Annotated in this window: 16 protein-coding genes and 1 pseudogene; 4 read left to right on the top strand and 13 right to left on the bottom strand. The window is 67.7% G+C overall.

Annotation, left to right across the window (positions count from 1 at the left end; translation table 11 throughout):
• Nucleotides 1–93: 93 nt before the first annotated feature.
• Together KYX17_RS30565 and KYX17_RS30560 are read left to right on the top strand one after the other, a co-directional pair.
• The gene (locus tag KYX17_RS30565) at nt 94–1,200 is read left to right on the top strand and encodes a DUF262 domain-containing protein (RefSeq protein ID WP_243233348.1); all 1,107 of its coding nucleotides are present in this window, start codon (nt 94–96) and stop codon (nt 1,198–1,200) included.
• Between the two features lie 5 nt (nt 1,201–1,205).
• Complete coding sequence (locus KYX17_RS30560) at nt 1,206–1,913, top strand: hypothetical protein (protein WP_243233344.1); 708 nt, start codon at nt 1,206–1,208, stop codon at nt 1,911–1,913.
• Nucleotides 1,914–1,992: 79 nt separating this feature from the next.
• On the opposite strand, the pseudogene KYX17_RS30555 reads toward KYX17_RS30560, so the two are convergent.
• From KYX17_RS30555 to rsmA, 9 genes and pseudogenes are all read right to left on the bottom strand, one after another.
• A pseudogene (locus KYX17_RS30555) lies at nt 1,993–2,454 on the bottom strand (ATP-binding cassette domain-containing protein); the annotation flags it as partial.
• Nucleotides 2,455–2,533: 79 nt separating this feature from the next.
• The gene (locus KYX17_RS30550) at nt 2,534–3,655 is read right to left on the bottom strand and encodes a sugar-binding protein (protein WP_243233342.1); all 1,122 of its coding nucleotides are present in this window, start codon (nt 3,653–3,655) and stop codon (nt 2,534–2,536) included.
• Nucleotides 3,656–3,689: 34 nt separating this feature from the next.
• On the bottom strand, nt 3,690–5,042 hold the full coding sequence (gene mmsB, locus KYX17_RS30545; protein ID WP_243233339.1) for a multiple monosaccharide ABC transporter permease: 1,353 nt from the start codon (nt 5,040–5,042) through the stop codon (nt 3,690–3,692).
• Nucleotides 5,039–6,559, bottom strand: coding sequence for a multiple monosaccharide ABC transporter ATP-binding protein (mmsA, locus tag KYX17_RS30540; RefSeq protein WP_249224526.1), 1,521 nt, complete (start codon nt 6,557–6,559; stop codon nt 5,039–5,041). The genes mmsB and mmsA overlap by 4 nt, the downstream gene beginning before the upstream one ends.
• Before the next feature lie 168 nt (nt 6,560–6,727).
• A complete protein-coding gene (locus KYX17_RS30535) occupies nt 6,728–7,741 on the bottom strand; it encodes a LacI family DNA-binding transcriptional regulator (protein ID WP_243233338.1) in 1,014 nt (337 codons plus the stop codon).
• A 160-nt stretch (nt 7,742–7,901) separates the two neighbouring features.
• Nucleotides 7,902–8,321: a hypothetical protein gene (locus KYX17_RS30530; RefSeq protein ID WP_243233337.1), complete on the bottom strand. Its 420-nt coding sequence runs from the start codon at nt 8,319–8,321 to the stop codon at nt 7,902–7,904.
• Nucleotides 8,322–8,414: 93 nt separating this feature from the next.
• Nucleotides 8,415–9,350: a 4-(cytidine 5'-diphospho)-2-C-methyl-D-erythritol kinase gene (locus KYX17_RS30525; RefSeq protein ID WP_243233336.1), complete on the bottom strand. Its 936-nt coding sequence runs from the start codon at nt 9,348–9,350 to the stop codon at nt 8,415–8,417.
• A gap of 31 nt (nt 9,351–9,381) precedes the next feature.
• Complete coding sequence (mgrA, locus tag KYX17_RS30520; protein ID WP_243233334.1) at nt 9,382–10,449, bottom strand: L-glyceraldehyde 3-phosphate reductase; 1,068 nt, start codon at nt 10,447–10,449, stop codon at nt 9,382–9,384.
• A complete protein-coding gene (rsmA, locus tag KYX17_RS30515; protein ID WP_243233332.1) occupies nt 10,446–11,306 on the bottom strand; it encodes a 16S rRNA (adenine(1518)-N(6)/adenine(1519)-N(6))-dimethyltransferase RsmA in 861 nt (286 codons plus the stop codon). The genes mgrA and rsmA overlap by 4 nt, the downstream gene beginning before the upstream one ends.
• A 34-nt stretch (nt 11,307–11,340) precedes the next feature.
• Between rsmA and KYX17_RS30510 the strand changes: the two genes are divergently transcribed.
• Nucleotides 11,341–12,594 carry an MFS transporter gene (locus KYX17_RS30510; protein WP_243233330.1) on the top strand — a complete coding sequence of 418 codons (1,254 nt, stop codon included), beginning with the start codon at nt 11,341–11,343 and terminating at the stop codon, nt 12,592–12,594.
• A 1-nt stretch (nt 12,595) separates the two neighbouring features.
• Here KYX17_RS30510 and KYX17_RS30505 read toward each other — a convergent pair whose 3' ends face one another.
• The 4 genes from KYX17_RS30505 to rsmI form a co-directional block, all read right to left on the bottom strand.
• Nucleotides 12,596–13,480, bottom strand: coding sequence for a TatD family hydrolase (locus KYX17_RS30505; protein WP_243233328.1), 885 nt, complete (start codon nt 13,478–13,480; stop codon nt 12,596–12,598).
• Between the two features lie 66 nt (nt 13,481–13,546).
• Nucleotides 13,547–15,124 (bottom strand): methionine--tRNA ligase, encoded by a 1,578-nt coding sequence (metG, locus tag KYX17_RS30500; RefSeq protein WP_243233326.1) that lies wholly within the window; start codon nt 15,122–15,124, stop codon nt 13,547–13,549.
• Between the two features lie 124 nt (nt 15,125–15,248).
• Nucleotides 15,249–15,878 carry a class I SAM-dependent methyltransferase gene (locus KYX17_RS30495; protein WP_243233324.1) on the bottom strand — a complete coding sequence of 210 codons (630 nt, stop codon included), beginning with the start codon at nt 15,876–15,878 and terminating at the stop codon, nt 15,249–15,251.
• 115 nt (nt 15,879–15,993) lie between these two features.
• A complete protein-coding gene (rsmI, locus tag KYX17_RS30490) occupies nt 15,994–16,815 on the bottom strand; it encodes a 16S rRNA (cytidine(1402)-2'-O)-methyltransferase (RefSeq protein ID WP_243233322.1) in 822 nt (273 codons plus the stop codon).
• A 36-nt stretch (nt 16,816–16,851) separates the two neighbouring features.
• Here rsmI and KYX17_RS30485 point away from each other — a divergent pair, with 36 nt between their 5' ends.
• Complete coding sequence (locus tag KYX17_RS30485) at nt 16,852–18,408, top strand: dolichyl-phosphate-mannose--protein mannosyltransferase (RefSeq protein ID WP_243233320.1); 1,557 nt, start codon at nt 16,852–16,854, stop codon at nt 18,406–18,408.
• The last annotated feature ends 14 nt before the right edge of the window (nt 18,409–18,422 follow it).

Raw genomic sequence — 18,422 nt, 5'->3', positions numbered from 1 at the left:
GCCATCGCTTCAAGGGTACGCAGGTGGATACCGACTCCCGCGCGTAGCCAACATTGGGATCGCCAGAGAGTTTCGGGGCTGTCGAACCACCGCATGTCGCGGTTCGACCGCTACCTTGGGAGCGTGAAAACTACTTCGGAAGAACTCCCCAGCGACCTCGAGCTTCAGGCTGCGCTGCAAGAGCGCCGTCAGCGTGTCGACACTGACTTCTTCGACCTGAGCTTGCGTGAGCTCGTTCGAATGGTGGATGAGGACGAGCTTCAAGCGCGGCCAGAGTACCAGCGCAAGTTTAGGTGGACTGAGAAGACTCAGTGCGAGTTGATCGAATCGCTCCTGATGGGACTCCCGATACCTGCCGTTTTCGTTGCAACAAACGCAAATGGCTCGTGGGACGTGGTAGACGGTCTCCAGCGAGTAAGCACCATTGCGCGCTTCATGGGCACTGAGAAGACGCGAAAGAAGCTGGGCATGGACGGCCCGCTGATCCTCCGGGACCTACCCCAGTTACAGAGCTTTGAGGGCGTAAGCTTCGAAGCACTGCCTCGACAAATCAAGTTCCTCCTCGAGAAGCGTTACGTCCGGGTGCAAGTCCTGAACGACCAATCCGTCCATGAGGTGAGGTTTGAGCTCTTTCGACGACTGAATGCCGGAGCAATAGCTTTGACCCCGCAGGAAGTTCGAGGAGTCCTTTATCGCGGGCCGTTTAACGCGGCACTCGAGGAGTTGTCAGAATATCCGAGCTTTCGTAGCTTGATCAAACTGAAGCGGTCTGACAAGGACAACGGAACCTACGGAGAGCTTGCGCTAAAGTTCTTCGCCTACCTGGATTGGCAAGAGAAATTCACGGGCGCGGTCACCGACTTTCTCAACGACTACATGGACAGTCGAAAAGACGACACAGACGTTGCCGATGACGTAGCGCTCTTCACAAGTGTGAGCGACGAGCTGATGCGGGTGGTCGGCGGACCCATTAAGCGACCAGGTGTGGGTTGGACTCCGCAGAACCAATTCGAGGCCGTCATGGTCGCAGCGGGGAGGCTAATCCGAAGCGGAACAACCTCGTTCAGTCCGCGTCCTGGTTGGCTTGAGGATCGCGTTTTGGTCAACAGCTCGACGAAGGGCACAAACACGCCGAAGGCCCTCGCGACCCGCATCGATCGATCGGTGCAGCTCCTGACAGGCGCGGCTCCGTCGAAGTAACCGATGTGGCAAAGTGGCAGATTGAGCAGCCGTTCGAGGACTGCCTAGAACGGCTCGAATGGCAACGCCGTAATTTACAGACCCGTGACGTCCAGTGGCGAAAGGCCAAACAGGCTCAACGGATCGCGCAGGACGCACAGTCTCGCGCTGAACGAGCCTTCACCTTCGTCTTCGCGGCGGGTGCGCTGGAGGACTTATTCCGCCGGATCGACACTGATCTCCCTGACGACCTGCGGAGACTAGAGGTAAAGAGACGGCATCTACGGCCCACCGCCATGGCGATGCTGATGCCGGAGGCGTGGGAGTCAATCAGCACCGACCGTGTTCTTCGCATGACGAGGCGATCGGAGGTGGTGCGGGCGGCGAACAACTTCTACATCGATGAAGAGCCGCTCGAGTTCGGCCAACTGCGGCAACTCGGGATCTCTGATGGCAGAACAGTGAATGCCCACCATTTCGAGGCGCTTTGGGAAGGTTTGTGCCTATCAGCAGGTTCCGAGCCCGTTTGGGAGTCTCCGGCTCACAGGCAGGCTGTCGCGAAGTTGGCTGAGACGCGCAATCTCATTGCGCACTTCGAGACGGATCCCCGCCAGGAAGCGTTCCGCTCCACCTACGGTGACCTCGAGACCACGATCAAACGAGTAATCGAGTCCGTGACTCGCCTTAACGAGCACCTCGTGCTTTGGCTCGACAGGTTTGAGAAGGTCCTTTAAGGACTGATCGTGGGTGCGCCCTGCAGAGCTCATCAGGGCTTCGGTCTTGGCATGTTCTGCCGCGCATTGCACGCAGTGCTTCCAACTGGTTGGTCGGCTCATCCAGGGCGATGATGTCCCAGTCCCGGGTCAGCAGCGCGGCGAGCGCGACGCGACGGCGCTGGCCGCCGCTGAGGGCGTCGACGGGCGCGTCCCAGTCGAGATCCCCGAGCAGACCGTGGATCACGTCGCGGACCCGCGGATCACCCGCCCACTCGTGCTCGGGGGTGTCGCCGACGACCGCCTGCCCGATCGTGTGACCGTCGTCGAGCGTGTCCGCCTGATCGAGGACTCCGACCCGGGTTCCGGCGCGCATCGTGACCCGCCCGGCATCCGGCTCCTTCCGGCCGGCGAGCATCGCCAGAAGCGACGACTTGCCGTCGCCGTTGCGGCCGACGATGCCGATCCGGTCCCCCTCCTCGATGCCGAGGGTGACGGAGTCGAAGACGACCTTGGTCGGGTATTCCAGGTGGAGGCCCTCGGCCCCGAGAAGATGTGCCATGTCCTCTCCAGGGTAGTCGCGGGAGAACGCGAGAGCCGCCCGGGTCGGAACCCGGGCGGCTCTGGCTGCACGTCGTGACTTACTGGTAGGACTCGACGATCTCGAGGAGGCTCGGGACGTTGGCGTACGCCTCGGCCGCGTTCTCCTTCGTGACGATCAGCGGCTCCAGCAGGTAGGACGGGACGACCTTGACGCCGTTGTCGTACGACTCGGTGTCGTTGACGTCGACCTCCTCGCCCGCCTGGAGCTGGCCGACCATCTTGATGGCCTGCTCCACGAGCAGCGTGGTGTCCTTGTTGATCGTGGAGTACTGGATGCCCTCCATGATCGACTTCACCGACTCCACCTCGGAGTCCTGACCGGTCACGACCGGCACGGGCTTCCCGGCCTGCTGGACCGAGGTGATGATGGCGCGCGCGAGCGTGTCGTTCGGGGACAGCACGCCGTCGAGCACCGTGTCGCCGCTGTACGAGCCGGTGAGGATCGTGTCCATCCGGTTCTGCGCGTTCTCGGCCAGCCAGCCCTCGGTCGCCGTCTGGGCGATCTCGGTCTGACCCGACACGACGTTCAGCGTGCCGTCGTCGATCTTCGGCTGCAGCACGCTCATCGCGCCGTCGAAGAAGACCTTCGAGTTGGCGTCGTCCGGAGATCCGGAGAACAGCTCGATGTTGTACGGCGCCTCGTGACCGGCGCGCTCCTCGAGACCCTGCAGCAGCGCGTTGCCCTGCAGCTCGCCGACCTTGAAGTTGTCGAAGGCGACGTAGTAGTCGACGGCCTCGGTGTTCTCGATGAGACGGTCGTAGGCGATCACGTAGGCGCCGGCGTCCTTGGCCGCCTGCACCTGCGTGGCCAGCTGCTTGCCGTCCTTGGCGCCGATGATGATGACCTTGGCGCCGTTCGTCACCATCGCCTGGATCTGGTTCTGCTGCTCGGCGACGGTGTTGCTGGCCGGGGCGTACTGAACGTCCGCCTTGAAGCCGGCCTCGGCGAGTCCGTCCTCGAACAGCTGTCCTGCCAGGACCCAGTTCTCACTGGTCTTGTCCGGCAGGGCGACGCCGATCGTGGAGCCGGCCTCGAATCCGGCGTTCTCGCCGGAGCCCGAGCCCTCCTCGGACCCGCCGCCTCGCTGGGAGGAGCAGCCGGTGAGGGCGAGCGCTGCTGCGGCGACCAACGCTGTCGCCGTCACTGCCATTCTCTTCATGCGATCTCTTTCTCTGATGGTGCGGACACTGCCGTCAGGACGACGGAGTCTCCTTCTTCCCGCTCGCGGTGCCCGCGGCGGAGGTCGGATAGTCGGTGAGGTTCGGGGCGTCCTTCTGGTGGCGCCGGCGGGTCAGCAGTCCGATGAGCGACGGCCGCCCCTGCTGCTTGTTCCACACGTCGATGCCGACAGCGAACAGCAGCACGAGGCCCTTGATCATCGCCACGACGTCGGCGCCCTGACCGAGCAGCGCCAGGCCGTTGTTGAGGAACGCCATCACGAGGCCACCGATGATCGAGCCGATGACTGTGCCGATGCCGCCGGCGACGGCCGCGCCGCCGATGAAGACGCTGGCGATCGCGTCCAGCTCCCAGCCGGTGCCGTCGTTCGGACCCGAGGCCTGGGAGCGGGCGACGAAGATCATGCCGGCCAGGGCCGCGAGCATCGACATGTTCATCATGACGAAGAAGTCGACCCAGCGGTCCTTCACTCCCGAGAGGCGCGCGGCCTGCCGGTTGCCGCCGACGGCGTAGATGTGGCGGCCGAAGATCGTGTTGCGCGTGAGGAACGAGTAGATGATCACGAGCGCCAGCAGGATGAGGCCGGGGACGGGGAAGCTGGTCCCCGGACGCCCCGTGGCGAACATCCATCCCGCCGCGAGGACGACGATCGACAGCAGCACGACCTTGGTGACGCTCACCCACGCCGGCGCCATCTCCGACCCCATCCGGCGCTGGACGCGTCGGGTGCGGATCTCCCAGAAGATGAGCCAGGCGACCGCGACGAGGGCGAGGAGCATCGTGAGCACGTTGAAGTTCAGCGGGATCGCGAGCTCGGGCAGATACCCGGTCCCGATGACCTGGAATCCCTTCGGGACGGGAATGGTCTGCGCGTCGCCGATGAACTGCTGAGCGCCGCGGAAGAACAGCATGCCGGCCAGCGTCACGATGAACGCCGGAACGCCGACGTACGCGACCCAGAATCCCTGCCAGGCGCCCACGAGCGCACCCACACCCAGTCCGAGGAGGATCGCCAGAGGCCAGGGCAGGTTCCACTCCGCCATCGACTTCGCCACGATGATGCCGACGAAGGCCGCGACCGACCCGACGGACAGGTCGATGTGACCCATGATGATCACCATCACCATGCCGATGGCGAGGATCAGGATGAAGGAGTACTGGTTGACGACGTTGATCAGGTTGCCCGGCGTCAGCGTCGCCCCGCCGGGGCCGTTGTGCAGCAGCGTCAGCAACTCGAAGAGCAGGACGATGACGATCAGGCTGCCGAGGATGCCGAACTGGCGGAGAGATGACGTGTTGCCGCCGAACATCTTCCTGATGTCGCCGAAGTGGAAGCCCTGCTTCGGTGCCGGGGTGGTCGTCGTCATGCGTTCGCCTTCTGGTTCGTGGAGGTCATGCTGCGCATGAGCGCCTCCGGGGTCGCCTGTTCGCTGGGGATGCAGTCCGTGACGCGTCCCTCGAAGATGGTGTAGATGCGGTCGGAGATGCCCATCAGCTCGGGCAGTTCGCTGGAGATGACGATGACGCCCTTGCCCGCCGCCGCGAGCTCGTTGATGATCGAATAGATCTCGTACTTGGCTCCGACGTCGATGCCGCGGGTGGGCTCGTCGAGGATGAGCAGGTCGGGATCGGTGAACATCCACTTCGCCAGGACGACCTTCTGCTGGTTGCCGCCCGAGAGCTTCGCGACGCCCTCCTCGACGTTCGGCGTCTTGATCCGCAGCGCCTTGCGGTACTGCTCGGCGACCGCGTACTCCTGGCGGTCGTCGACGACACCGCGCTTGGCGATCTTCGACAGCTTCGCCGAGACGATCGAGCGCTTGATCGTGTCGAGGAGGTTGAGTCCGAGCACCTTGCGGTCCTCGCTGACGTACGCCAGGCCGTGGCGGATCGCCGTGGCGACGTCGGGGAGTTCGATCTCCGCCCCGTCCTTGAACAGGCGGCCGCCGAGGTACGTGCCGTAGGAGCGCCCGAAGATGCTCATGGCGAACTCGGTGCGCCCTGCGCCCATGAGCCCGGCGATCCCGACCACCTCTCCGCGACGGACGTTCAGGCTGGAGCCCTTCACGACCATGCGCTCGGAGACGGTCGGATGCTGGACCCACCAGTCCTTCACCTCGAACATCACCTCGCCGATCTCCGGCGTGCGATCCGGGTACCGGCTCTCGAGCGACCGGCCCACCATGCCGCGGATGATGCGGTCCTCGTTGATCTCGCCCTGCGTGATGTCGAGCGTCTCGACGGTGCGCCCGTCGCGGATGATCGTGATCTCGTCGGCGATCTGCTCGATCTCGTTGAGCTTGTGGCTGATCATGATCGACGCGATGCCCTTGGCCTTGAGGCCGAGGATGAGCCCGAGCAGGTGCTGCGAGTCGTTCTCGTTGAGGGCCGCGGTGGGCTCGTCCAGGATGAGGAGCTTGACGTCCTTGTTGAGCGCCTTGGCGATCTCGACGAGCTGCTGCTTGCCGACGCCGAGGTGCTTGATGGCGAGATCGGGGTCCTCCTCGAGCCCCACCCGAGCGAGCAGCTCGGTGGCTCGGGTCTTCGCCGCCTGCCAGTCGATGCGACCGCCCCGGGCGATCTCGTTGCCGAGGAAGATGTTCTCGGTGATCGACAGCTCCGGGATGAGAGCCAGCTCCTGATGGATGATCGCGATACCGGCCTGCTCACTGGCGGCGATGTCCTTGAAGCGCTGCTCCTGGCCGTAGAGGAGGATGTCGCCGTCGTACGACCCGTAGGGGTACACGCCGGAGAGGACCTTCATCAGGGTGGACTTGCCCGCCCCGTTCTCGCCGCAGATCGCGTGGATCTCGCCGGCTCGGACGGTGATCGAGACATCGGACAGCGCCTTGACGCCAGGGAACTCCTTGGTGATGCCGCGCATCTCCAGGATCGGCCCCGACACGACAGGCAACGTTGCTGTGCTGCTCACGGATCTTCCTCGAAACTTGACGGCCACTCCCGATGTGACCGTTCACATGAGAGTCAATATTGCGCTTCCGTCGACCCGCTGTCAAGTGGGCCGGTGATTTCGGCGAGACCGGCGGAACGCCTACCGCGGCGCGCTCGACGAGCGCACGCGCAGGAGCGGGTCCGCGGGACCGAACTCCGGTGCCCGCTCTCCGCGGATCTCCGCGAGAAGGATGGCCACGGCCCTGCGCCCCAGCTCGGGGAAGTCCTGATGAACGGTGGTCAGCGGCGGCCACACGTGCGCGGCGACCGGGATGTCGTCGAAGCCCACGACGCTGACGTCCCGCGGCACGTCCAGCCCGGCATCCCGGAAGCCGTGCATGAGTCCGATCGCCATGAGGTCGTTCGCCGCGAACACGGCGGTGAAGCCCCGCCGGCGGGCGAGCTCGGTGCCGGCGAAGTATCCGAAGTCCGCCGTCCAGTCGCCGCGGATGGGCGGGAAGGTCGGGAGGTCCGCCTCGCGCAGGGCGTCCAGGTAGCCGCGCATACGGGACTCGGCCTCGATCCAGTCCTGGGGACCCGCCAGATGAAGGATGTCGGAGTGGCCGAGCCCGATGAGATGCTCGGTGATCGAACGCGCGCCGGCCACCTGGTCGGCGGAGTGGGTGAACCCGTCGGACCCCGATGCGGTCTGCAGGCTCACCAGCGGCACACCCACGGCCATGCCGCGCAGCACGTTGAACACGCGCACCTGCGGGGCCAGCGCGACGATGCCGCTCACCTGCTCCCGCCCGAGCTGGCGGATCGCGTCGCCGATCGCCTCAGGAGAGGTCGCCGGCAGGTTCACCGTGTTGACGGAGTACCCCTCGGCCCGCGCGGCATCCTCGATCCCGGCGATCGACGAGGTCGGACCGAACTCGCCGATCGTCGCCGACAGGATGCCCAGCGTGCGCGTCGTGCTCGTCACGAGCGCCCTGGCCGCGAGATTCGGCCGGTAGTCCAGCACCGCGATCGCGTCCTGGACCCGCTTCTTCGTCTCCGGGCGGATGCTCGGGTGATCGTTGAGGACGCGCGAGACGGTCTGATGCGAGACGCCGGCCAGCCGCGCGACATCGCGGATGCTGGGGACCCGTGCACGCTCGCCGGAGGACGCCATGGCATCGCCTCCTTCGCGTGTGCACGGTCACATCGATCTTTCCATTATGTCGGGATGGCACAGCAGACGCATCCCGCCGGCGTCCGGAGCGGTCGATGGCGTACAGAAACGGGGCCGGAGTGCTCCCCCGCACCCCGGCCCCTGGGTTCGCTCCGCGACGTCAGGTGCGCGGCGCGAGCCCGGCATACAGCAGGTGTCCGTTCTGCGGCTCCCGCAGCACGAGCACCTTCTCACCCACCCTCGGGATCTCCAGGCGGGACACCAGCGTCGCGACCGCGACCTGCTGCCCCTCCACGTCGAGGGTCAGGACGATGTTCGGGTTGTCGTTGATGGTCTGCCCGGTGTCCTGCATCCCGAGGACGGTCGCCTCCCGGGTGGGCACGCCGGTGGCGCGCAGCTGCGCGACGTACTCGGCCTGGTGCATCGAGGTCGTGGCGCTCTGCATGGCTTCGGTGAAGTCGCGCCCCATGAAGGCCTGGGTCATCTTCCCCATGAGGCCGCGCCCCTGGGCGATGTCGTCGGCCATCTGCATGGCCTCCTGCTGACGCTCCTGCTGCGTCCTGCGGCTGAACAGTCCCATGATCACTCCTGACGTCTCGTGATGTTCGGTCAGGACGACGTTACGAAGCGGCGACCGGCTCCCGATCACAGGTGCGAGAAGACCCGGTGAACGTCAGGCGGACAGGATGCGCGCTCCCGACACCGGGCCGTGCACATGCAGGGCGTCGCGCCCCTGCGCCTCGAGCTCCTCCTGCACATAGCGCGCCGATTCCGGGGTGTCGCACAGGAAGGCGATGGTGGGCCCGGATCCGGAGACGATTCCGCTGAGCGCTCCGGCGTGCAGACCTTCGCGGATGACCTCCTCGAGCGCCGGCCTCTCCTCCAGGGACGCGACCTCGAGGTCGTTGTGCATGCTCGCGGCGAGCGAGTGCGGGTCTCCGGCGCGCAGCGCCTGCAGGACCGGGATGGGCACCTCCAGCGACATCGGGGGGTCGTCGGCGAGCGCCTCGCCCCGCGCCCGGTGCTCGTCGAGACGCTGGTAGATCAGGGGCGTGGACATCCCCTCGTCGCTCATCACCAGCACCCAGTCGAACCGGCCGCGGGCGAGGGCGGGGTTGAGCTGATCCCCGCGCCCGGTGCCGACGGCCGTGCCGCCGTGCAGCGCGAACGGGACGTCCGCGCCGAGCCGGGCGGCGAGAGCGCTCAGCCGGGACGGAGCAAGCCCCGTCCCCCACAGCGTGTCGCAGGCGAGGAGGGCGGCTGCGGCATCCGCCGACCCGCCGCCCATCCCGCCGGCGACGGGAACGCTCTTGCGCAGCTCGAGCGCAGCTCCCCCCTCGTACCCCGTCACCGAGGCGAGCAGCTTGGCCGCCCGCATCGCGAGGTTGCGGTCGTCGAGCGGGACGGATGCCGGATCCGCCACGCCCTTGACGACGATCGAGAAGTCGTCGGCCGGTCGGGCGATGACGTCCTCGTAGAGCGAGACCGCCTGGAAGACGGTCGCGAGGGCATGATAGCCGTCGTCGTGACGGGCGCCGACGCCGAGGTAGACGTTGATCTTGCCCGGCGCGCGCACGTGCACCGCATCCGGAAAGGGCAGCAGGCTCATGTCTCGGTCCTCTCTCGGCGCGGCGGGAGTGTCAGAGTGCGGAGGACTTCGCCCACAGGTCGACGTCGATGCCGTGCGACAGCGCATCGATGCGCGCGAGCTGATCCGCCGTGAAATCCTCCCCCTCGAGCGCGGCGACGTTCTCGTCGAGCTGCTCGGGGCGCGATGCTCCGATCAGTGCGGATGCGACCACCGGATCGCGCAGCGTCCATTGCAGCGCCATCTGCGCAAGACTCTGTCCGCGCTCGGTCGCGATCTCATCGAGCGACCGCAGGATCGCGAGCCCCTCCTCGCTGAGCGGCTTGTCCGGCAGCGAACGGCGCTTCTGCGCACGGTCCGCCGTGCCCCCGGCGAGGTACTTGTCGGTGAGCAGGCCCTGCGCGAGCGGGGTGAAGGCGATCGCCCCGAGACCTTCGGCCCTCAGGGTGTCGGTGAGACCGTCCTCGACCCAGCGGTTCAGGATCGAGTACGCCGGCTGATGGATGACCAGCGGCGTGCCGAGTTCGCGCGCGACCGCGACGGCCTTCTCCGTGCGTTCCGCGCTGTAGGACGAGATGCCGACGTACAGCGCCTTGCCCTGACGGACCAGGGTGTCGAGGGCGCCGATCGTCTCCTCGATCGGAGTCACCGGATCGACGCGGTGCGAGTAGAAGATGTCGACGTAGTCCAGGCCCATCCGGGTCAGCGACTGGTCCGCGCTCGCCAGGATGTACTTGCGGCTGGCGAGGTCGCCGTAGGGACCGGGCCACATGTCCCAGCCCGCCTTCGACGAGATGATGAGTTCGTCGCGGTACGGACGCAGATCTTCGGCGAGGATCCGGCCGAAGTTCTTCTCCGCCGAGCCGTAGGGCGGACCGTAGTTGTTCGCCAGGTCGAAGTGCGTGATCCCCAGATCGAACGCGTGACGCAGCAGGGCGCGCTGGTTGTCGAGAGGGATGTTGTCGCCGAAGTTCCACCACAGGCCGAGCGAGATCGGCGGGAGGTAAAGGCCGGACGTGCCGACCTGACGGTAGGCGAAACGGCCGTAGCGACCGGCATCCGCCGCGTACGGACGGTGCAGCTCGGGGACGTCGGGACGGAAGCGGGGGTTCTCGGTCACGACTCCAGGCTAGCCGCCCGGGCCTCGGCGATCCGCACGAAGTCGTCGATGGTCAGCTGCTCCCCGCGCGCCGTCGGGGCGACGCCCGCGCGTTCGAGCACCGCGGATGCCGAGGCCGATGATCCCCCGAGCACTCCGGCGAGCGCCTGCCGCAGCATCTTGCGACGTTGCTGGAACGCGGCGTCGACGACGTCGAACGTCGCACGGCGCAGGTCCTCCCCTCCGCGGACCTCGGCGGAGCGCTCGAACGCGACCAGCACGCTGTCGACGTTCGGCACGGGCCAGAACACCTGCCGCGAGATGGTCCCCGCGAGTCGCCACGGCCCGTACCAGGCCGCCTTCGCGCTCGGAGCGCCGTACGCCTTGCTCCCCGGCGGGGCTGCGAGTCGCTCGCCGACCTCCGCCTGCACCATGACGACGCCGCGGCGCAGGTTCGGGAAGGTCTCCATGAAATGCAGCAGCACCGGCACCGACACGTTGTACGGCAGGTTGGCGACGAGCACCGTCGGGTCGCCCGGAAGCTCCGCCACGCGCAGGGCGTCGGAGTCCACCACGGTGAGGAGGCCCTCCGGAACGCCGTGGTCCGCGGCGGTCTGCGGCAGCCGAGCAGCCAGGCGGTGGTCGATCTCGACCGCCGTGACGCGCGCGCCGGCCTCGAGGATCGCGAGCGTCAGGGATCCGAGGCCCGGGCCGACCTCGACGACGCTCTCCCCCGGCTGCACAGCGCCGGCCTGGACGATCTTGCGGACCGTGTTGGCGTCGACGACGAAGTTCTGACCGAGCTTCTTGGTGGGGGTGACGTCGAGGTCTGCGGCGAGCCTGCGGATCTCGGCCGCGCCGAGCAGAGTGACGGTCATTCCCCCATTCTTCCCTACCCGCTACTCTGAACGGATGCCCTCGCTCGGTGACCTGATCGCTCCCCGCCGGATGGGCAGGGATTTCCGCTGGCTGCTGGCGTCGTCCTGGACGAGCAACGTGGGCGACGGGGTCGCTCTGGCGGCCGCTCCGCTGCTGATCGCCTCCATGACCTCCTCCCCGATCCTGGTCGCCGCCGGAGCCGTGCTGCAGTTCCTCCCGTGGCTCGTGTTCGGCCTGCATGCCGGCGCCATCGCCGACCGCTTCGACCGCAGACGTCTCGTGATGTTCGCGAATGCGGCCCGGGCCGTGGTGCTCGCGGCGCTGTGCGTGTTCCTGGTCACCGGCACCGCGAACATCTGGATCGTGCTCGCCGTGGCGTTCCTGTACGGCACGGCCGAGGTGTTCGTGGACACCGCGGGCAGCACCCTCCTGCCCATGATCGTGAAGCCCGCGGACCTGGGCATCGGCAACGCACGTCTACAGGCCGGCTACCTCGTGGCGAACCAGTTCGCCGGTCCGCCGCTCGGCGCCTTCCTCTTCGCGGCGGGGAGCGCCTGGCCGTTCCTGATCGAGGTGCTGTGCGTGTCGCTCGCCGTCGTGCTGATCTCACGGATGGCGCGGACTCCCGTGCCGCCGCGCGAAGAGCATGCGCCCGTGCACACCGACATCGCGCAGGGGCTGCGGTGGCTGTGGCGCAATCCCCCGGTGCGCACGCTCGTGCTCATCATCCTCGTCTTCAACGTCACGTGGGCGGCGCCGTGGGGAGTGCTCGTGCTGTACGCCACCGAGCACCTGAACATGGGCGCCGTGGGGTACGGCGCCCTGACGACGGCGTCGGCAGCGGGCGGGCTGCTCGCGACGATGAGCTTCGGATGGCTGGAGCGGCACGTCTCGTTCGCCACGCTCATGCGCGTCGTGCTCTCGATGGAGGTGCTCATGCACCTCGCGTTCGCCCTGACGACCTCGGGCTGGGTCGCCCTGGTCATCATGTTCGTGTTCGGCGCCTACGCGTTCGTGTGGGGCACGATCTCGACGACCGTGCGCCAGCGGCTGGTTCCGACCGCCCTGCAGGGCCGGATCGCCTCGGTCAACATGGTCGGCGTCTTCGGAGGCATGGTGTTGGGGCAGGCCATCGGCGGCGTGATCGCCCAGTTCTGGGGACTCACAGCGCCCTGGTGGTTCGCCTTCGTCGGGGCCGCCCTGACGCTGCTGCTGGTCTGGAAGCCGATCTCGCACATCGTCAGCGCGAAACCGGTGAGCGACCCCGAGCCGGACCCGGTGGCCTGAATCAGTCCTCGAACGGGCCGTAGACGGCCAGGGTGTTGGCCGCGAGCTGCGCGGACAGCTCGTCGACGTCGAGGCCGAGCTCGGCGGCCATGAACCGCACCGTGATCGGCACGAGGTAGGGGGCGTTGGGCCGCCCGCGCAGCGGCACGGGGGTCAGGAACGGCGCGTCGGTCTCGACGAGGATCCGCTCGATAGGGGTGACCTTCAGCGCGTCGCGCAGGTTCTGCGCGTTCTTGAACGTCACGTTGCCCGCGAAGGACAGGTGGTAGCCGGCTTCCGCCGCGATGCGCGCCATGGCGTCGTCGCCGGAGAAGCAGTGGAACACGGTCCTCTCGGGAGCGCCGACGCGGGTCAGCGTCTCGAGCACCGCGTCGTGGGCATCCCTGTCGTGGATCTGCATCGCGAGGCCGTGCTTCTTCGCCAGGGCGATGTGCGCTTCGAAGCTCTCGAACTGAGCGGGGCGGCCCGACTCTTCGGTGCGGAAGAAGTCCAGCCCTGTCTCGCCGATCGCGCGGGTGCGGGGATGCGCGGCGAGTTCGTCGATGACGGCGATCGCCTCGTCGAGCCGCCCCTGTCCGGCGTACACCGGGGCGTCGTTGGGATGGATCGCGACCGCGGCCAGCACGCGCGGATCCTGCTCGGCCGCCGCCACGGCCCAGCGGGAGGACTCGATGTCTCCCGAGGCCTGGACGACGCCGGCGATACCGACGGCCGCGGCACGATCGAGCTGCTCGACGAGGGTCAGGGGCTCATCGCCGTCCAGGATCTCGAGGTGCGCGTGGTTGTCGTACACGGGCACCGCCAGCGCGGCCGGGGCCTCCGGGTACCGCAGGTCCTTGCGCCCGCTCGTCGAGCGTTCGCGGACGTAGGTCTCGGGATCGGTCATGCGTTTCGACTCCTCGCTTCGCTCGTCGCTCAACGAGCGGGTGAAGGGTGTGCCCGTCGCTCGACGTCAGGCCTGCGACTCCACCCGCGGGAACAGCGGAGCGAGGCCGTTCACGTTCGTCCCCGGCTTCAGGATGCCCCACGCGCCGGCCTCGCGGATCGGCTGCTCGTGCAGGCGGCCGATGCTCTCGGCGGCGCCCAGCGCGATCCACAGCTTCTCGGTGGCCTGCGGCATCACCGGCGACAGCAGCACGGAGAGGGCCCGAAGACCCTCGGCACACGTGTAGAGCACCGTTCCGAGGCGTCCGCGCTGATCCTCTTCACGGGCGAGGGCCCACGGCTCGTTCTCGGTGATGTAGCCGTTCAGGGCATCCACGATGGTCCAGATGCGCGCGATCGCCTCGTCGATGCGGAACTGCTCGATCGCGGCATCCGCTGCCGTCGCGGCGTCCGCGACGATCTTCTGGATCTCCAGATCCGCCTCGGTGTACTCGCCGGCAGGCGGCACGATGCCCTCGAAGTAGCGCTCGATCATCGCGACCGTGCGCGAGGCGAGGTTCCCGAACCCGTTGGCGAGCTCGGCCTGGTAGCGGGCGGACAGGTCCTCCCAGCTGAACGAGCCGTCCTGGCCGAACGCGATCGCGGACAGGAAGTAGAACCGGTACGCGTCGGAGCCGAACACGTCGGTGATCTCGGTCGGCGCGATGCCGGTGAGCTTGGACTTCGACATCTTCTCGCCGCCGACCAGCAGCCAGCCGTGCGCGAAGACGCCCTTGGGGACGTCGAGGCCTGCAGCCATCAGGAGCGCGGGCCAGATGACGGCGTGGAAGCGCAGGATGTCCTTGCCCACGACGTGGTAGGCGGGCCAACGGCGCTCGAACTGCGCCTCGTCCGAGCCGTATCCGACGGCGGTGGCGTAGTTCAGCAGCGCGTCCACCCACACGTAGATGACGTGCGACTCGTCCCAGGGCAGCGGAATGCCCCAGTCGAACGTGGAGCGCGAGATCGAGAGGTCCTTCAGCCCCTGGCTCACGAACGAGACGACCTCGTTGCGCGCCGAGTGCGGGCGCACGAAGTCGGGCTCGGTCTTGTAGAGCTCGAGCAGGCGGTCCTGGAACTCGCTGAGCTTGAAGAAGTAGTTCTTCTCCTGCAGCAGCTCCAGCGGCTTGGAGTGGATCGCGCAGACCTTCAGACCCTCGAACGGGCCGGTGCCGTCGACGATCTCCGACTCCGGCTTGAACTCCTCGCAGCCCACGCAGTACAGCGCCTCGTACTCGCCCGCGTAGATGTAGCCCGCGTCGTACAGCCGCTGGAAGAACACCTGGACGTTGGTCTCGTGCCGCTCCTGCGTGGTGCGGATGAAGTCGTCGTTGGCGACGTCCAGCGTCTTCAGCAGCGGGAACCAGCTCTCGGTGACGAGCTTGTCCACCCACTCCTGGGGCGTGACGTTGTTGGCCGCCGCGGCCCGCAGCATCTTCTGACCGTGCTCGTCCGTACCGGTCAGCATCCAGGTGTCATCGCCCGCCTGGCGGTGCCAGCGCGCGAGCGTGTCGACCGCGACCGACGTGTACCCGTGGCCGATGTGCGGCACGTCGGACGGGTAGTAGATGGGCGTGGTGATGTAGAAGGAATCGCCTGCGGGCATGCGCACAATTCTAGGTGCGAATCCGCGCGCGTTACGCCGGGCGGCCGGCCGTCACACCCAGGCCGGCGCCGTTGCCTGCGCAGGAGGAGTCCCCCGTCGGACGGGCCGCTGCTTCCGCTCCGACCTACGCGATCTCTCCGATACCATGGCGAACCGCGACGACGGAGCCGTGCGGTCGTGTGCTCGGTTCGCCGGCGACGCGCTCGCGGCGTTCATGCGCGGTCACGGTGAACCCGGCATCCCGCAGCAGGATGCCGAGCGATTCGGCGTCCCAGAAGTACGCGGTCGTGACGGCATGCGCAAAGGGCTCCCCCGGCGTCCCCTCGAAGTACCCGATCAGGAGGGAGCCGCCGGGTGCGTGCACGCGGGCGAGCTCGGCCACGATCGCGGGAAGCTCCGCAGGCGGAGTGTGGATGAGCGAGTACCAGGCGAGGATGCCGCCGAACGAGGCATCCCGGAAGGGAAGCGCCCGGAGCGACGCCCGTTCGAATCGCAGTTCCGGATGCCGCGCCAGCGCCGTCGCGAGGAACCGCTCTGACAGGTCGACCCCGACGACGTCGCGGCCGCCGTCCCGGAGGAAGCGCGTCCAGTGCCCCGGGCCGCATCCGGCGTCGAGCAGCGCACCGGGCGTCGCGTCCCGCCAGGCCGCGATGAGGCGACGGTCGGCGGCGTCCATCTGCTCGATCGAACCGGCGACGTCGACATAGTCCGTCGCGCGGGAGTCGTAGGCGGCGGAGATCGAAGCGTCGGTCATGATGAGGAGCCTACGGTCCAGCCACGCGGCGCCCGTTCCCCGCAGATCAATACCGATCTCGCAGGAATCCGGCAGGAGTCTTCGAGATGCGCGTCGTCCTGCGAGATCCGCGTCGTCATGCCTTCTTCGCGGCGAGCGCCTGCTGATACAGGTCGCGCGAACTGAGCCCTGTGACCGCGGCGACTTCGGCGCAGGCATCCTTCAACCGCATGCCGGAGGCCACGAGCGACTGGACCTGTGCGGCGGCGTCCTCGGCGGACACCTCGACGGGAGCCGCCCCCTCGACGACGACCACGATCTCGCCCTTGACGCCCTGCTCCGCCCAGGCCGCGAGCTCGGATGCCGTGCCTCGCCGCACCTCCTCGTACAGCTTCGTCAGCTCGCGGCACACCGCGATGCGGCGGACGTCGCCGAAGGCATCGCCCATGTCGGTCAGCGTCGCGGCGAGCCGGGACGGCGATTCGAAGAAGACGAGAGTGCGGGATTCTGCGGCGAGCGCGGCGAGGGCTGCACGCCGCTCCCCCGGCTTGCGCGGCAGGAAGCCCTCGAAGGCGAACCGGTCGGTCGGCAGGCCCGAGATCGCGAGCGCCATCAGCACGGCGCTCGGCCCGGGGATGGCGGTGACCGTCACCCCGGCTTCGACCGCCGCCGCGACCACGCCGTAACCGGGATCGCTGACCGCGGGCATCCCGGCGTCGCTGACGAGGACGACGTCCTGAGCGGCGGCGAGTTCGACGAGCTCGGAGGCCTTGTGCTTCTCGTTGTGGTCGTGGAGGGCGATCAGCCGCGGGCGGTTCGAGATGTGCAGCGCCTGCAGCAGCCGCTGTGTGGTCCTGGTGTCCTCGGCCGCGACGACCTCGGCGTTCTCGAGCACCTCGATCAGGCGCCGCGACGCGTCGCCGAGATTGCCGATCGGGGTGGCGGCCAGGATGATCACACGTTCAGCTTAGGCGGCACGATCTAGGCTTGAGCCGTGACCGAGCCCGTGCCCCTGCTGCCGCCTCCGGCCCAGCGCTCGACCCTGTGGGGGCGGTTCCGGATGCGGTTCCTGGCGGACCCGGAGTGGGCGGGCATCCTCCGATGGTTCGTGCCGCTGCTGATCACCACCCTCGCTGCGGTGCTGCGTCTGGTGAATCTCGACCGGCCGCACGAACTGGCCTTCGACGAGACCTACTACGTCAAGGATGCCTGGTCGCTGTGGGCGCTCGGCTACGAAGGCACCTGGGGGGACGGCGCCAACGAGCAGCTTCGGACGGGAGACACCGGTGCTCTGGACGCCCGCGGCAGCTTCATCGTGCATCCACCCCTCGGCAAGTGGATCATCGCGATCGGCATGGGGCTGTTCGGGCCAGGGTCCAGCGGAGGCTGGCGGCTCACGACCGCGATCCTCGGCACGGCGACGGTGCTCGTCGTCTACCTGGTGGCACTCGTCCTGACCCGCTCTCTCCCGGTCGCCGCGATCGCCTCGTCGCTGCTCGCGATCGACGGGTTGAGCATCGTGATGAGCAGGATCGCGCTGCTCGACGGCATCCTGACCTTCTTCATCGTGCTCGGGTTCCTGTTCATCCTGCTCGACCGGCGACGCACCATGCCCGTTCTCGAGAGGCCGGACGACACGGCCCCCGATCCGCTCTGGGGACGTGTCCTGTGGCGACGGCCGTGGATCGTGGCGGCGGGCCTCGCGCTGGGTGCGGCCACGGCGGTGAAGTGGTCGGGGCTGTACGCGCTGGCGGGCCTCGGGATCTACCTGGTGGTGACGGACGCCCTCGCCCGGCGGCGCGCCGGAGTCCTGTACTGGCCGATGGATGCCGCGGCGCGCCAGGGTCCGATCACGTTCCTGCTGCTCGTGCCGCCGGCTCTGCTCGTATATCTCGTCTCGTGGACGGGATGGCTGGTCACGAGCGCCGGGTACGACCGGCAGAGCGACGCGAATCCGCTCGTGGCGCTGTGGAACTATCACCAGTCGATGTACGGGTTCCACACCGGTCTGACGAGCGGGCACGCCTACGCGAGCCCGGCGTGGCAGTGGCCGTTGCTGCTGCGTCCGACGGCGGTGTGGGTGGACAGCGCCGACCAGTCCTGCTGGGGCACGGATCACTGCATCGCCGTCATCAGCGCCGTTCCCAACCCGCTGATCTGGTACGGCGGCGTCGCGGCCGCCGTGTACTTGCTGTACCGCTTCGTCCGCGGGCTCGTCCGACGTCAGCCGATGCCCTGGCAGTACGGCGTGCCGCTGGTCGGCCTCGCCGTCACGTACGTGCCCTGGCTGCTGGTGCCGGGACGACCCATCTTCCAGTTCTACACGGTCGCCATGATGCCCTTCCTGGTGCTCGCGCTCGCCCTCGCGCTGCGGGATCTCGCCGGATCTCGACGCGACCCGCTCTACCGCCGACAGGCCGGCGAGCGGACCGTGATGGTGTTCCTCGTGCTCGCGGTTCTGATCTCGGTGTTCTTCTATCCGATCTGGACGGGGATGAACGTGCCCTACACGTTCTGGCTGGTGCACAACTGGCTGCCGGGGTGGGTGTAGACGGTCGGGTACCC

The organism is Microbacterium sp. CIAB417 (assembly GCF_022788845.1).
The sequence above is the reverse complement of the archived record's forward strand: the minus strand, read 5'-3'. Positions and strand labels throughout refer to the sequence as shown.